The following is a 14,428-nucleotide window of genomic DNA, read 5'->3' as shown; positions in this document are numbered from 1 at the left end:
ATGGGCTAGGATGGTGCTTTGCCATCGAAGGTCTTCGATGCAGTCTTCATCGCCCCTGACCCTGCCGGCACGCAGCGCCATCGTCCTGCTTGCCCTGCTGCAGGGCCTGATGCTGTATGCCGCACAGGAACTGTCCGATGCGTGGCCGTTCCGCGATATCGGCTGGCGCTACTGCTGGTACGCCTGGGTGCTGGCCATTCCGAGCGCGGCGGCGCTGAGCCTGGTCGAGCTGGGCCAGCGCCGACTGTGGCTGCAGGCCGTGCTCGGCTCAGCGGTGGTGCTGGCGCTGGCCGCCTGGACCGGCTGGAACCTCACTGGCGAGACCGCACTGGAGTCGGGCGCGTTGCAGGTCCCGTTGACCCTGGGCATTGCCGTGGCGGTATTCGTGGCCTTGCCCTGGTGGCAGTTCCAGCTGCAGCATGGGCATTGGCGCGCCAGCTATCCGGAGCTGTTCGAGCGTGCCTGGCAGAACGGCCTGACCCTGGCCCTGGCTGCGCTGTTCACCGGGCTGACCTGGCTGCTGCTGTGGCTGTGGGCGGCGCTGTTCCAGTTGCTCGACGTGACCGTCTTCCGCGACCTGTTCCGCCAGGACGCGTTCATCGCGCTGGCCACCGGCAGCCTGGCCGGGTTCGGCGTGCTGATCGGGCGCACCCAGCACCGCGCGATCCAGATCACCCGCCAGGTGCTGTTCGCGATCTGCCGCGGGCTGCTGCCGCTGCTCTCGTTCATCGCCGTGCTGTTCGTGCTGAGCCTGCCGCTGACCGGGCTGGAACCGCTGTGGAAGACCCGTTCCGCCGCCAGCCTGCTGGTGGTGGTGTCGCTGCTGCTGGTGACGTTCACCAATGCGGTCTACCAGCAGGGGGAAGACAGTGCACCCTACCCTCTGGTACTGCGAAGGCTGGTCGAGGCCAGCCTGCTGACACTGCCGGTGTACGCCGCGCTGGCGCTGTATGCATTGGGCCTGCGCGTGACGCAGTACGGCTGGACCGTGGACCGGTTCTGGGCGGTACTCGTCGCATTGGCCGTGGCCGGCTATGCCGTGGGCTATGCGCTGGCGGTGCTGCGCCGGCAGAGCCGCTGGTTGCAGATGCTGGAGCCGGTCAACCGCTGGATGTGCTGGGCGGTGCTGGCACTGGCATTGCTGGGCAACTCGCCGCTGCTGGATCCGGTGCGGCTGACCCTGTCCAGCCAGCTGGCGCGCCTGCGTGCGGATCCGCCGGCGATCACCAGTAGCGACGTCAACGTGCTGCGCTTCGATCTTGGGCGCCGTGGCGTGCAGGCGCTGCGCGAGTTGCAGCGTGATCCAGCCATCACCACCGATGCCAACGCGCCACAGGTGATCGCTGCAGCACTGGCACGTACCTCACGCTGGGACGACGGCCACCGCCTCGACAAGGGTCCGCAGGACGTCGCCGCCCTGCAGCGCGCGCTGAAGCTGGCCAAGGGATCCAGCTCGCCGCCGGACGATTGGTGGCAGGCGCTGGCCACGCGTTCGATCAATGGCGAATCCTGCGCCCAGAGCGAGCGCGACTGCCTGATCGTGCATCGCGACCTGGACGGCGATGGCACCGGCGAAGTGCTGCTGTGCGAGCTGTACACCCACCGTGGGCCGGACTGCGTGCTGTATGCACGTGGCAGGGATGCCCACTGGCGCCGGGCCGGTTCGCTGTTCGGCACTGTCAGCGGCCAGGCCGAAGCCATCAACCAGGCCCTGCGTGATGGCGAGCTCACTCTCGAACCGCCGCGCTGGCCGATGCTGTCCATCGGCGGGCGCCCTGCGCTGGCCATCGATCCCGAACCCGAATCCAACGAGTCCTCCCCATGAGCGGTTACTGCCTCATCGCCCCGGGCCATCCGGTGCACGACTACTACCACGCCAACGAGTACGGCTTCCCGCAGCGTGACGAGCGCGAGCTGTTCGAGCGGCTGGTGCTGGAGATCAACCAGGCCGGGCTGAGCTGGGAAACGATCCTGAAGAAGCGCGAGGGCTTCCGCACGGCCTATGACGGTTTCGATGTCGACCGCGTGGCGGCCTATGCCGAGCAGGACATCGAACGCCTGCTGTCGGACGCAGGCATCATCCGCAACCGGCTGAAGGTGTTGGCGGCGATCCACAACGCGCAGGTGATCCAGCAGCTGCGGGCCAGCCATGGCAGCTTCGCGGCATGGCTGGATGCGCATCACCCGCGCAGCAAGGCCGACTGGGTCAAGCTGTTCAAGAAGACGTTCCGCTTCACCGGCGGCGAGATCACCGGCGAATTCCTGATGAGCCTGGGCTACCTGCCCGGTGCGCACGCCGCGGACTGCCCGGTGCATGCACGGCTGCTGACGCTGTCGCCGCCGTGGTTGAAGGCCTCCGGCGCTTGATCGGCGTCCGCGCCAGCCACGCATGGCGTGGCTCTACTGCATGCTGCGGGTGATCTACACGTTCACGGCGAACGCGGAAAGCGCGATCACACGCCCATGTAGCGGCCGGGGCGGTGGTTGAACATCAGCACCAGGCTGAGCACCACCGCGCCGATGGCCGAGTACAGCACCTTCGACGGTGACAGCACGAAGAACGCGGCCACCATCAGGCAGGCGTCGTAGGACATCTGCACCTTGCCGGCGCTCCAGCCACGGGTGCGCTGCAGGTACACCGCCAGGATGCCGATGCCGCCGAGGCTGGCGCGGTGACGGATGAAGAACAGGATGCCCAGGCCGGACAGCGCGCCGCCCACGATCGCCGAGTACAGCGGGTTGATATGCGAGAAGTCGATCCAGCGCGGCAGCAGGTCGGTCAGCACGCCACAGGCGGTGACCGCGGCGAAGGTCTTCAGGGTGAATTCCCAGCCCATGCGCCGCAGCGCCACCCAGTAGAACGGCAGGTTGACCAGCACGAACACCAGGCCGAAGTTCCAGCCCATCGCGTAGTGCAGCAGGAACGCCATGCCGGCCATGCCGCCGATCATCAGCCCCCCCTTGGCGAAGATGGCCAGGCCCAGCGAGGCCACCATCGTGGCCAGCACCATGCCCTGCACGTCCTCGGCGATCGAGTGTCGCAGCGCTTTTTCGTCGGCGGTGGTGCCGGCACTGTCGGGCGGTGGGGTCAGCGGACCGGCGGTGACCAGGTGGCCGTCAGCGTCGTCGCACGGCGCGGGGCCATGGGAAGGAGGGGACATGCGGGTGGGGGAACAGCGGGTGGGGAGCGGTATTAGACACGATCTGCATGACAGTTGCAGATGAAATCGTTCAGCCACCCTCGCCCATTCAGATTATTCCAGACCCGCAACAGGCAACACGGCCAGCATGTCCTCGCCATCGTCATCCATGCCGGTCTCGACGAACCCGAAGCTGCCGTAGAAGGCGCCGGCCACCGGATTGCGCGGGTTGTAGCAGATCTCGATCTCGGCCAGCCCGGGCGTGGCCCGGATCTGCGCCAGCGCCAGTTCCAGCGCGCGGCGCCCGATGCCTCGCCCCTGCCAGCGCTGGTCGACCATGAAGCGCCAGATCGAGATGCGCTGCGGCGTCTCCGGCACCCACATGAAGAACCCGACCAGCTCGCCATCGGCCTGGATGGCACGGGTCTGGTAGCCGGGATGGAATGCGGCCTGCACCAGCGACCAGGTGTTGCCGGCGACGAAATCCTGCTGCGCCTCACTGACCTCGAGGTCGCACACGGCTTCGTAGTTGTCGACGGTGATCGCGTCCAACGTGACCTGCATATGGGCGTCCTGCCTCGGGATGAACGCCCAGTCTGCCTGACCCTGGATGCCGTGTGGCCAGGCCCCACACGACCGTTCAGCGCAGCGTTGCCTGCCTCATCCCTTCTCGGCCAGATGGTGCGCCACCAGCGCGTTGGCGTGGCCATGGCCCAGCCCATGCTCGCTTTTAAGGAAGCTGACCAGTTCCATGTGCCTCAGCCCAGGCTGCTTCGCCAGCAGGCCGAACCAGTGCGCCACCGGCTGACCGTAGGCCTTCTCGATGGAGGGGAAATACGAGGCCGGGCCTTTCGGCTTGGTGTCAGTGCTCATGCGGAAGCTCCTTGCGTTGGATGTACCGGTACGACGAACCGGGGCGCCGGAAATCGACAGGCCCGTTCAATCCGGGAGCCTTATCATCCCGTCATGCCCCGTGAAAACCTCAACGACCTGCAGGCCTTCGTGCACGTTGCCCGCGAAGGCAGCTTCACCAGGGCCGCCGCCCAGCTCGGCGTGTCCCAGTCAGCGCTCAGCCATGCCATGCGCGGCCTGGAACAGCGCCTCGGCGTGCGCCTGCTGACCCGTACCACCCGCAGCGTGTCCACCACCGAAGCTGGCGCCCGCCTGCTCGAAACCCTCGCCCCACGCCTGGCCGAGATCGAGGACGAACTGGCCGCGCTGGCCGAGTACCGCGAGCGCCCGGCCGGCACCATCCGCATCAACGCCACCGGCCATGCTGCCGAGTACCTGGCCTGGCCGCGGCTGGCGCCGCTGCTGCAGCGCTATCCGGACCTGAAGGTGGAACTGACCACCGACTACGGCCTGGCCGACATCGTCGCCGAACGCTACGACATCGGCATCCGCCTCGGCGAGCGGCTGGCCCGCGACATGGTCGCGGTGCCGATCAGCCCGCCGCTGCGCATGCGCGTGGTCGGCGCGCCCAGCTACTTCCGCCAGCACGTGGTGCCGCAGCATCCGGACGACCTGGCCGGGCACAACTGCGTGACCCTGCGCCTGCCCACGCATGGTGGACTGATGCCGTGGGATTTCGGCCAGGACGGCAACGAACTGAGCGTGCGCGTGACCGGCCAGTGGACCTTCAACACCATGGGTATGACCCGCGCCGCGGCGCTGGCCGGCAGCGGCCTGGCCTGGCTGCCGGAAGACCAGGTGCAGCCGATGCTGGACGATGGTCGCCTGCAGTCGGTGCTGGACGACTGGTGCCCGCACTTTGATGGCTACTACGCGTATTACCCATCGCGCCGCCACGTCACCGTGGCGATGCGCACGGTGCTTGAAGCGCTGCGCGGGCCGATGGGAAGTTGAGGAGTGCGAACCAACGGTCCGCACCCACCGCACCCACCTGGTGATCAGCCCTTGGCCTGCGCCGCACGCTGCGCGTTGTAGCGCTCGCCGACGATCGACACTTCGTCCAGTGCCTGCGCGATGCGCTGCAGATCCTCCGGTGCCAACTGCAGGTCGGTCGCGCCCAGGTTCTCTTCCAGGCGATGGACCTTGGTCGTGCCCGGAATCGGCACGATCCACGGCGCCTGCGCCAGCAGCCAGGCCAGCGCCACCTGTGCCGGGGTCGCGCCACGCGCCGCAGCAATCGTGCCGATGCGATCAACCAGCGCCTGGTTGGCGCGGCGTGCTTCCACCTGGAAACGCGGCACGCTGTTGCGGAAGTCGTTAGCGTCGAAGGTGGTGTCGGCGTTGATCGCGCCGGTCAGGAAGCCGCGGCCAAGCGGGCTGAACGGCACGAAGCCGATGCCCAGTTCCTGCAGGGTCGGCAGCAGCTCGCGCTCCGGCTCGCGCCACCACAGCGAGTACTCGCTCTGCACGGCGGCGACCGGCTGCACCGCATGCGCACGGCGCACGGTGGCGGCGCTGGCCTCGGACAGGCCGAAGTGGCCGACCTTGCCTTCGGCGATCAGGTCGCGCACGGTGCCGGCCACATCTTCGATCGGCACGTTCGGGTCCACGCGGTGCTGGTAGAACAGGTCGATATGGTCGGTGCGCAGGCGCTTGAGGCTGGCTTCGGCCACCGCACGGATGTTCTCCGGGCGGCTGTCCAGGCCGGTATCGACGCGCGCGTCCTTGAAGCCGAACTTGGTGGCGATCACCAGCTTGTCGCGATACGGCGCCAACGCTTCGCCGAGCAGGTCTTCGTTGGTGTACGGGCCATACACCTCGGCGGTGTCGAAGAAGGTCACGCCACGCTCGACGGCGGCCTGCAGCAGGGCGATGCCCTGGCTGCGCTCCACCGGCTGGCCGTAGGCGTGGGTCAGGCCCATGCAGCCCAGGCCCAGGGCGGAAACCTTCAGGCCACTGCGGCCGAGTTCACGTGTCTGCATCGTCGTGCTCCAGAGGGGGAGCGCTGACGATACGCCTGCATTGGCGGTGGATTGAACCGGCTGGATGGCAGTCGGTCATGACTGGAATTCATCAATCGGCGGCGCGCGGGTCATTCCATGCCCGGCACGGTGTCAGTGCACCCCGCCAGTTCCACCATCATCCTGCCAGTGTTGCGGAACGCCGGATCCCGCGGCACCCATCGCGCGAACCAACGCTGCTCGCCGTCCACCACGGACTCGAACATCCACGTTGAGCCATCAAGGCCAGCGCTCGAGTCTTCGCCCTGCAAAAGCGCAAACGCGGCGGCGATGGCCTTCCATTCCTGCGTACTCAGCGCGCGCGGTGGCGCGCACGTGCCGCCCTTGATGACGGTGGATGGACGCCCGGGCGACGATCCGGGAATCTCGAAATCGCGTGCACTGCGCCCGACGATCCACGCCTGGCCGGCTGCGTTGCGCTGCGCGCGTACTACCACGCCCGGGAAGAATGGGGTATGCCAGACGAAGCGATACGCCTGGACCGGTACGCTGCCACAGCGGAACGACGGCTCCGGCAAGCCATCGAGATCCCGCAACGCGTCTCTGTAGGATGCCCTCGCAAACCCGGTGAAATCGAGGAAGGGAAGCGGGCCCCTGCTACGCCTCTGTGCAGGCGGTGGCAGCAGATACCAGGCATGCGCCTCCGGATCGTCGCAGCCCTCGGCCGGGGCAGCCGGTTCGGGGGTACGAGCACAACCGCCCTGCAGCAGCACGGCGATGGCCAGTATCACGCTCGCAGTCACACGCATGCACGCCTCCCTGGCAGGTGCACGCCGGCGTGCATCCGGCGCTGCGGTCATCCCGGAGCAGAGGGCGCCCGCAGGCGCCCGTCCAGTCACCGGATCTCGGAAATCTCCACGCCGTCCAGCCCCTGCGACAGGGTGCGCGCGTCGCCGCCCTGGCTGAGCTTGATGCGCAGGCGCACCTCGTTCTGCGAATCGGCGTAGCGCAGCGCGTCCTCGTAGCTGATCTCGCCGGCCTGGTACAGCTCGAACAGGCTCTGGTCGAAGGTCTTCATGCCCAGCTGGACCGAGTCCTTCATCACTTCCTTCAGCTTGTGGATCTCGCCGTCGCGGATGTAGTCCTGCACCAGCGGCGTGCCCAGCAGGATCTCCATCGCCACCTTGCGCGAGCGGCCATCCGGCGACGGCACCAGCTGCTGCGCGACCACGCCCTTGAGGTTCAGCGACAGGTCCATCAGCAGCTGGTTGCGGCGGTCTTCCGGGAAGAAGTTGACGATGCGGTCCATCGCCTGGTTGGCGTTGTTGGCATGCAGGGTGCACAGCACCAGGTGGCCGGTTTCGGCGAACGCGATGGCATGGTCCATGCCTTCGCGGGTACGCACCTCGCCGATCATGATCACGTCCGGCGCCTGGCGCAGGGTGTTCTTCAGCGCCGCTTCCCAGCTGTCGGTATCGATGCCGACCTCGCGCTGGGTGATGATGCAGCCCTCGTGCTTGTGCACGAATTCGATCGGGTCTTCGATGGTGATGATGTGGCCGGTCGAGTTCTGGTTGCGGTAACCGATCATCGCCGCCAGCGAGGTCGACTTACCGGTACCGGTGGCGCCGACGAACAGGATGATGCCGCGCTTGGTCATCGCCAGCGTCTTGATGATCGGCGGCAGGCTCAGTTCTTCCACGGTCGGAATGCGCGTCTCGATGCGACGCAGCACCATGCCGACCTGGTTGCGCTGGTAGAAGCAGCTGACGCGGAAGCGGCCGACACCGGACAGGCCGATGGCGAAGTTGCATTCGTGGGTCTTCTCGAATTCCTCGCGCTGCGCCGGGGTCATCACGTTGAGGACCAGGTCGCGGCTCTGCTGCGGCGTGAGCGGGGTCTGCGTGATCGGCGAGATCTTGCCGTTAACCTTCATCGCCGGCGGCATGCCGGCGGTGATGAACAGGTCCGAGGCGCGCTGGTGCGCCATCAGCTTGAGGAACGAAGTGAAATCGATGGTGGTCGCGGTGGTGTTCACGGCGGGCTCCCAATGGGGCATGTACCAGGAAACGGTCGGTGGAGGAAACGGCGCGGGTACGGCGGCGCACTGGCGCACGCCGCCCCGCTGCTGCCCCGCCTTACTCGAACAGGCGCTTGTCCTTGGCGTACTCGCGGGCCTGGTTGCGGGTGATCAGGCTGCGCTTGACCAGGTCCTGCAGGTGCTGGTCCAGGGTCATCATGCCGTACTGCTGGCCGGTCTGGATGGCCGAGTACATCTGCGCCACCTTGTCCTCGCGGATCAGGTTGCGGATGGCCGGGGTGCCGACCATGATTTCCCACGCAGCGGTACGACCGCCGCCGACCTTCTTCAGCAGTGCCTGCGAGATCACCGCACGCAGCGACTCGGACAGCATCGAACGCACCATCGGCTTTTCGCCGGCCGGGAACACGTCGATGATACGGTCGATGGTCTTGGCCGCCGAACTGGTGTGCAGGGTGCCGAACACCAGGTGGCCGGTTTCCGCGGCGGTCAGCGCCAGGCGGATGGTTTCCAGGTCGCGAAGTTCGCCGACCAGGATGATGTCCGGGTCCTCACGCAGTGCCGAGCGCAGGGCTTCGTTGAAGCCATGCGTGTCGCGGTGTACTTCGCGCTGGTTGATCAGGCACTTCTGCGAGGTGTGCACGAATTCGATCGGATCCTCGACGGTGAGGATGTGGCCGTATTCGTTCTTGTTGATGTAGTCGATCATCGCCGCCAGCGTGGTCGACTTGCCCGAGCCGGTCGGGCCGGTCACCAGGATCAGGCCCTGCGGCTGCTGGATCACTTCGCGGAACAGCGGCGGGCAGGCCAGGTCCTCAAGGGTGAGCACCTCGGACGGAATGGTACGGAACACCGCACCGGCGCCGCGGTTCTGGTTGAACGCGTTCACACGGAAGCGCGCCAGCGACGGGATCTCGAAGGAGAAGTCCACTTCGAGGAATTCCTCGTAATCGCGGCGCTGCTTGTCGGACATGATGTCGTACACCAGCGCGTGGACCTGCTTGTGGTCCAGGGCTGGGATGTTGATCCGGCGAACATCGCCGTCCACGCGGATCATCGGCGGCAGGCCTGCGGACAGGTGCAGGTCGGACGCTTTGTTCTTTACGGAAAACGCCAGCAGTTCGGCGATATCCATGAGCGGCTACTCCCCAATAACGGCTTCGACTGGAAGGATCTTTCCCCGGGCGGCAGTATAGCCTCCTGATTCAACGGAACGCGTTACGTGGCCACTCCCCTGCCCCAGATCCTGAGCAACCTGCATGCTGCCGCCGAGGCGGCCGGCCGCCCCGATCCGCGCCTGCTGGCCGTTTCCAAGACCCAACCGGCCGAGGCCGTGGCCGCGCTGGCCGCACAGGGCCAGCAGGCCTTCGGCGAGAACTATGTGCAGGAAGCGCTGGCCAAGATGCAGGCGCTGCAGCATCTGGCGCTGGAGTGGCACCTGATCGGCCACCTGCAGTCGAACAAGGCCGAGGCCGTGGCCACCCATTTCGACTGGGTGCAGAGCGTGGACCGGCCCAAGCTGGTGACGGCGCTGGCGCGCCATCGCCCGGCCACGCGCGGCCCGCTGAACGTGCTGATCCAGGTCAACATCGACGATGAGTCCAGCAAGCACGGCTGTGCGCCGGAGGCCGTGGACGCATTGGCCGCCGCGATCGCCGCCGAGCCCCAGCTGCGCCTGCGCGGCCTGATGGCGATTCCGGCCCCGTGGCCGGAGGCCGAGCGTCGTCGGGATGCATTCGTGCGCATGCGCACCCTTTTCCAGTCACTGGCCGCCCAGTACGTTCAAGTTGACACGCTGTCGATGGGCATGAGCAGCGACTACGCCGAAGCCATCGCCGAGGGCGCCACCCTGGTGCGCATCGGCACCGCCCTGTTCGGCGCGCGTCCGCGCCCGGCCTGATTTTCCAAGGAGACTTCCATGGCAGCTGATTCCATCACCTTCATCGGCGGCGGCAACATGGCGCGCAGCCTGATCGCCGGCCTGATCCGCCAGGGCGTGCCCGCCGCGCACATCCACGTGGCCGAACCGGTTGCCGCACTGCGCGAGTCGCTGGCCACCGATTTCGGCGTACAGGTACACGACAACGCCGCCGATGCCGCCGCACAGGGCCGCACCTGGCTGCTGGCGGTAAAGCCGCAGGTGCTGCGCGAGGTCTGCCAGTCGCTGCAGGCACTGGCGCAGGCGAACCGACCGCTGGTGGTGTCCATTGCCGCCGGCATCACCAGCGCGCAGCTGGAACGCTGGCTGGGCGGCAACCTGCCGGTGGTGCGTGCAATGCCCAACACGCCGGCCCTGCTCGGCGCCGGCGTGACCGGTCTGTATGCCACGCCGTCGGTGGATGCACAGCAGCACGCGCAGGCCGAACAGGTATTGGCCAGTGCCGGCCGTACCGTGTGGATCGAGCACGAGGCGCTGATGGATTCGGTCACTGCCGTGTCCGGCAGCGGGCCGGCCTACGTGTTCCTGCTGGCCGAAGCGATGGAAGCGGCGGGCATTGCCCAGGGCCTGCCGGCCGAGGCCGCGCGCACGCTGGTGGTGCAGACCCTGCTGGGTGCCTCGCGCATGCTGGATGAGGCCGGTGAAAGCCCCGCCGAACTGCGCCGCCGCGTGACCTCGCCGAACGGCACCACCCAGGCCGCGATCGAGCGCTTCCAGGCCGGTGGTTTCGAAGCACTGGTGGACACCGCGCTGCGCGCCGCGCAGGTGCGTGGGCAGGAACTGTCTGCGGCGAATGATTGAAACAGGCGTGCCGACCAACGGTCGGCACCTACCATCATCCACGCAAGGCGTAGATGCTCATTGCCCCAATGTGGCCATGACGAAATCGACGAAACACTGCAACCGCGGGCGCGGCCGTCGATCCGGCAGGTAGATCAGATGCATCGGCCGCGGTTCGGGCAGGTAGTCGCGCAGCAGCGGCTTCAACCGCCCGGCCGCGATCTCGCCGGCCAGCAGTGCGGTCGGCTGCAGCACCAGCCCTGCCCCGGCCACGGCGGCCTCGCGCAGCGCAACACCGTCGTTGCAGGTCAGCCGCGCCTCCCAGTCCACCTGTTCGCCGTTGGCCAGCTGCCAGCCATGGCCACCACGCCAGGCGAGATGGCTCAGGCAGTCATGCCCCTGCAGATCCGCTGGCGTGCGCGGCGTGCCGCGCCGGCGCAGGTATGAAGGCGCCGCGCACAGGCTCATTGCATAGGGCGGCAACGGCCGCGCCACCACCTCCTGCGATGGCAGCGGTCCGACCCGGATCGCCACGTCGAAGCCGTCCTCGATCAGATCCACGCGGCGGTTGCTCAGGTCCAGCTCGATGTTCAACTGCGGCTGCGCGCGCAGCAGGCCGGCCAGCTGCGGCGCCAGCACACAGCTGCCCCAGGTGGTCGGCGCACTGACCCGCAGCAGGCCACGCGGCTGTACCTGCAGGCCGGCCACGTCGGCCTCGGCCTGCTGCACCTGCTCCAGCACTTGCCGGCAGCCGGCCAGATAGGCGCTGCCGGCTTCGGTCAGGCGCTGGCGGCGGGTGTTCCGTTGCAGCAGCGCTGTCCCCAGGTGCGCCTCCAGCTGCTGGATGTACTTGCCCACCATCACCGCCGAGACCTGCAGCTGTTCGGCGGCGCCGGCGAAACTGCCACGCTCGGCCACGGCAACGAAGGCCTGCATGCATCGGAGGGTGTCCATTACTAACCCTGAGTTAGGAATCTGCGAAGCATACGCTTCTTACCTAACCCCACTGTGACGGCGCAGACTGCGCCCATTCCCACTCCCGCAAGGAACCGCCATGAAGATCCTCCTCGTGGGTGCCAGCGGCACCCTCGGCCAGGCAGTCGCCCGCCAGCTTGGCCAGCAGCATCAGATCCTCGCGGCCGGCCGCCACAGCGGTGAGCTGCGCGTCGACCTGACCGACGACGCCAGCGTTGCCGAACTGTTCGCGCGTACCGGCCCGGTCGATGCGGTGATCTCCACCGCTGGCAAGCTGTACTTCGGCCCGCTGCAGGAGATGACGCCCGAGCAGTTCAACATCGGCCTGCAGGACAAACTGCTGGGCCAGGTGCGGCTGGCACTGGCCGCGCAGCACCACCTCAACGCCGGCGGTTCGATCACCCTGACCAGCGGCATCGTCAGCGCACAGCCGATCCGCGATGGCGTCAACGCCACCTCGGTGAATGCCGCACTGGAAGGCTTCGTGCGTGCCGCCGCACTCGAGCTGCTGCCGCGCGGCCTGCGCATCAACGTGGTCAGCCCGAACGTGCTGATCGAATCGATGGCCGCCTACGGCCCCTACTTCCCGGGCTTCGAGGCGGTGAGCGCGCAGCGCGCGGCACTGGCCTTCCAGCGCGCGGTGGAAGGCATCCAGAGCGGCGAGACGATCACGGTCTGGTGAGAAAAAGGGGACGGAGGGGATTAAGTCGTTTGTGCACTTGCGACCTAATCCCCTCCGTCCCCTTTTTCACTCCCAGCGCATCGGGCCGTCGCCGCGTTCGCCGAGGACGTCGCCCGGGTTGGCCAGGCGGCAATGCTGCAGCGACAGGCAGCCACAGCCGATGCAGCCGGTCAGTTCATCGCGCAGCAGCTGCAGCATGTGGATGCGCTCTTCCAGCTCGGTGCGCCAGCGCGCCGACAGCTTGGCCCAGTCGGCCTTGGTCGGCGCGCGGCCTTCAGGCAGGCTCTCGAAGGCACGGCCGACCGCTTCCAGCGGCATGCCCACCCGCTGCGCCACGCGGATCACGGCCAGCCGGCGCAGTACATCGCGGCTGTAACGGCGCTGGTTGCCCGAGGTGCGCAGGCTGCTGATCAGCCCCTTGCGCTCGTAGAAATGCAGTGCGGAAATGGCCACGCCACTGCGCTGGGAGACATCGCCAACGCTGAGTTCCTGGGATGCCATTGCTTGACCTCAACTACAGTTGAGGTGTCATGCTGCTATCTTCGCCGCCCGTTGACAAGCGCGGCCTGCACCTGACCCGTATGACCCCGACCCTCTCTCCCGCCGACGCCCACCTGCCGGCTGACACCTCGATCCTGTCCGCGCGCTACCGCGCCACCACCATCGGCATGGTCGCGCTGGTCGCGCTGCATGCCTTCGAGGCATTGGCCGTCGCCGCCGCCATGCCCACCGTGGCCGAAGCGCTCGATGGCCTGCGCCTGTACGCGCTGGCCTTTGGCGGCACCCTGGCCACCAGCGTCATCGGTATGACCCTGGCCGGGCGCTGGGCGGATCGCCACGGCCCCGCGCGCCCGCTCTGGTACGGCCTGGCCTGCTTCGTGCTGGGCCTGCTGCTGGCCGGCTTTGCGACGCGCATGGGCATGCTGGTGGCCGGGCGCCTGATGCAGGGCCTGGGCGCGGGCGCGATTTCGGTCTCGCTGTACGTGATGGTTGGCCGCAGCTACCCCGAACACCTGCGGCCGAAGGTGTTCGCCGCGTTCTCCGCAGGCTGGGTGGTGCCGTCGATGGTCGGCCCGGCGCTGAGTGGCCTGATCGTGCAGCATCTGGGCTGGCGCTGGGTATTCCTGGCAGTGCCACTGCTGGCGATACCGGCCGCACTGCTGCTGCGCCCGGCATTGGCGCGCATGCAGTCTCCCGTTGCGCCCGGCAACGATGGCGAACGCGGCAACGTGGTGCGCTGGGCCAGTGGCGCCTCACTGGCCGCACTGCTGCTCTACGTCGGCGGCCAGCAACAGGGCATGGCCGCCCAGCTCTGCATCGGCGTGGCGATGCTGGCGCTGCTGTTCTGCGTGCACCGGCTGTTGCCGGCCGGAACGCTGATTCTGCGCCGCGGCCTGCCCAGCGTGATCGCGCTGCGCGGCATCGCTGCGGCGGCGTTCTTCGCCTGCGAAGCCTACCTGCCCCTGCTGCTGCAGCGCGAACGCGGGCTTTCGCCCAGCTGGGCCGGCGCGGTGCTCAGCCTCGGTGCGCTGGGCTGGTTCGCCGGCTCCTGGCTGCAGGGTCACCAGCAGCGCGGCTGGTCACGCCAGCAGCTGCTGCGCGTTGGCACGGTGATGATGACGGTCGGCATCGCCGCCACGCTGGCGGTGCTGTTCAAGCAGATGCCGCTGCCGGTCGCGCTGGTCGGCTGGGCCGTGACCGGTTTCGGCATGGGCATGATCTACGCCAGCCTGTCGGTGCTGACCCTGTCGCTGTCAGCGCCGCATGAGCAGGGTGCCAATACCTCGGCGCTGCAGTTGAGCGAGGCGCTGTCGGTGACCACCGCGCTGGCGGTCTCCGGTGCGCTGTTCGCCCTCTTCGTGGAAAGCGCGCCGCACACCGGCTACCTGCTGTGCCTGGCGATCACTTTCGGCCTGGCGGTGCTGGCCGCAGTGATCGCGCGGCGGGTGTAGGCCGCCGCATTACGGTGGTGCCGGCCGCTGGCCGGCAACCTCCACG

The 14,428-nt window shown here is 67.7% G+C and carries 16 protein-coding genes; 7 read left to right on the top strand and 9 right to left on the bottom strand.

Features of this window, described 5'->3' with window-relative positions:
* Positions 1–37 precede the first annotated feature (37 nt).
* Together ACUZUJ_RS05005 and ACUZUJ_RS05000 are read left to right on the top strand one after the other, a co-directional pair.
* Positions 38–1,825: a DUF4153 domain-containing protein gene (locus ACUZUJ_RS05005; protein WP_049443420.1), complete on the top strand. Its 1,788-nt coding sequence runs from the start codon at positions 38–40 to the stop codon at positions 1,823–1,825.
* Positions 1,822–2,367, top strand: coding sequence for a DNA-3-methyladenine glycosylase I (locus ACUZUJ_RS05000; protein WP_049443419.1), 546 nt, complete (start codon positions 1,822–1,824; stop codon positions 2,365–2,367). The genes ACUZUJ_RS05005 and ACUZUJ_RS05000 overlap by 4 nt, the downstream gene beginning before the upstream one ends.
* 86 nt (positions 2,368–2,453) lie before the next feature.
* Here ACUZUJ_RS05000 and ACUZUJ_RS04995 read toward each other — a convergent pair whose 3' ends face one another.
* The 3 genes from ACUZUJ_RS04995 to ACUZUJ_RS04985 all read right to left on the bottom strand — a co-directional run bounded on the left by ACUZUJ_RS04995 (position 2,454) and on the right by ACUZUJ_RS04985 (position 4,013).
* Positions 2,454–3,161, bottom strand: coding sequence for a YitT family protein (locus tag ACUZUJ_RS04995; protein ID WP_049443418.1), 708 nt, complete (start codon positions 3,159–3,161; stop codon positions 2,454–2,456).
* A gap of 93 nt (positions 3,162–3,254) precedes the next feature.
* The gene (locus ACUZUJ_RS04990; RefSeq protein WP_049443417.1) at positions 3,255–3,704 is read right to left on the bottom strand and encodes a GNAT family N-acetyltransferase; all 450 of its coding nucleotides are present in this window, start codon (positions 3,702–3,704) and stop codon (positions 3,255–3,257) included.
* 96 nt (positions 3,705–3,800) lie between these two features.
* Positions 3,801–4,013 (bottom strand): DUF4287 domain-containing protein, encoded by a 213-nt coding sequence (locus ACUZUJ_RS04985; RefSeq protein ID WP_049443416.1) that lies wholly within the window; start codon positions 4,011–4,013, stop codon positions 3,801–3,803.
* A 93-nt stretch (positions 4,014–4,106) separates the two neighbouring features.
* On the opposite strand from ACUZUJ_RS04985, the gene ACUZUJ_RS04980 reads away from it, so the two are divergent.
* Complete coding sequence (locus tag ACUZUJ_RS04980; RefSeq protein ID WP_101765046.1) at positions 4,107–5,006, top strand: LysR family transcriptional regulator; 900 nt, start codon at positions 4,107–4,109, stop codon at positions 5,004–5,006.
* Between the two features lie 44 nt (positions 5,007–5,050).
* Here the strand turns inward: ACUZUJ_RS04980 and ACUZUJ_RS04975 are convergent, their stop codons facing one another.
* From ACUZUJ_RS04975 to ACUZUJ_RS04960, 4 genes are all read right to left on the bottom strand, one after another.
* Entirely contained in the window at positions 5,051–6,034 is a 984-nt protein-coding gene (locus ACUZUJ_RS04975; RefSeq protein ID WP_458220163.1) for an aldo/keto reductase, read from the bottom strand.
* A gap of 110 nt (positions 6,035–6,144) precedes the next feature.
* Positions 6,145–6,822, bottom strand: coding sequence for a hypothetical protein (locus tag ACUZUJ_RS04970; protein WP_158297986.1), 678 nt, complete (start codon positions 6,820–6,822; stop codon positions 6,145–6,147).
* Between the two features lie 86 nt (positions 6,823–6,908).
* Entirely contained in the window at positions 6,909–8,072 is a 1,164-nt protein-coding gene (locus ACUZUJ_RS04965) for a PilT/PilU family type 4a pilus ATPase (RefSeq protein WP_049400675.1), read from the bottom strand.
* A 79-nt stretch (positions 8,073–8,151) separates the two neighbouring features.
* The gene (locus tag ACUZUJ_RS04960) at positions 8,152–9,189 is read right to left on the bottom strand and encodes a type IV pilus twitching motility protein PilT (RefSeq protein WP_004147099.1); all 1,038 of its coding nucleotides are present in this window, start codon (positions 9,187–9,189) and stop codon (positions 8,152–8,154) included.
* Positions 9,190–9,276: 87 nt separating this feature from the next.
* On the opposite strand from ACUZUJ_RS04960, the gene ACUZUJ_RS04955 reads away from it, so the two are divergent.
* Together ACUZUJ_RS04955 and proC are read left to right on the top strand one after the other, a co-directional pair.
* Positions 9,277–9,954 carry a YggS family pyridoxal phosphate-dependent enzyme gene (locus ACUZUJ_RS04955; RefSeq protein WP_458220164.1) on the top strand — a complete coding sequence of 226 codons (678 nt, stop codon included), beginning with the start codon at positions 9,277–9,279 and terminating at the stop codon, positions 9,952–9,954.
* A gap of 18 nt (positions 9,955–9,972) precedes the next feature.
* Complete coding sequence (proC, locus tag ACUZUJ_RS04950; protein WP_049443411.1) at positions 9,973–10,794, top strand: pyrroline-5-carboxylate reductase; 822 nt, start codon at positions 9,973–9,975, stop codon at positions 10,792–10,794.
* Positions 10,795–10,851: 57 nt separating this feature from the next.
* Here proC and ACUZUJ_RS04945 read toward each other — a convergent pair whose 3' ends face one another.
* Positions 10,852–11,727 (bottom strand): LysR family transcriptional regulator, encoded by an 876-nt coding sequence (locus tag ACUZUJ_RS04945; protein ID WP_049443410.1) that lies wholly within the window; start codon positions 11,725–11,727, stop codon positions 10,852–10,854.
* Positions 11,728–11,827: 100 nt separating this feature from the next.
* Here ACUZUJ_RS04945 and ACUZUJ_RS04940 point away from each other — a divergent pair, with 100 nt between their 5' ends.
* Positions 11,828–12,430 carry a short chain dehydrogenase gene (locus ACUZUJ_RS04940; protein ID WP_049443409.1) on the top strand — a complete coding sequence of 201 codons (603 nt, stop codon included), beginning with the start codon at positions 11,828–11,830 and terminating at the stop codon, positions 12,428–12,430.
* A gap of 66 nt (positions 12,431–12,496) precedes the next feature.
* On the opposite strand, the gene soxR is transcribed toward ACUZUJ_RS04940, so the two are convergent.
* Positions 12,497–12,931 (bottom strand): redox-sensitive transcriptional activator SoxR, encoded by a 435-nt coding sequence (soxR, locus tag ACUZUJ_RS04935; protein ID WP_458220165.1) that lies wholly within the window; start codon positions 12,929–12,931, stop codon positions 12,497–12,499.
* Between the two features lie 29 nt (positions 12,932–12,960).
* On the opposite strand from soxR, the gene ACUZUJ_RS04930 reads away from it, so the two are divergent.
* Entirely contained in the window at positions 12,961–14,382 is a 1,422-nt protein-coding gene (locus ACUZUJ_RS04930; RefSeq protein WP_458220166.1) for an MFS transporter, read from the top strand.
* The last annotated feature ends 46 nt before the right edge of the window (positions 14,383–14,428 follow it).

It is taken from the genome of Stenotrophomonas sp. S4 (assembly GCF_054187805.2).
The sequence above is the reverse complement of the archived record's forward strand: the minus strand, read 5'-3'. Positions and strand labels throughout refer to the sequence as shown.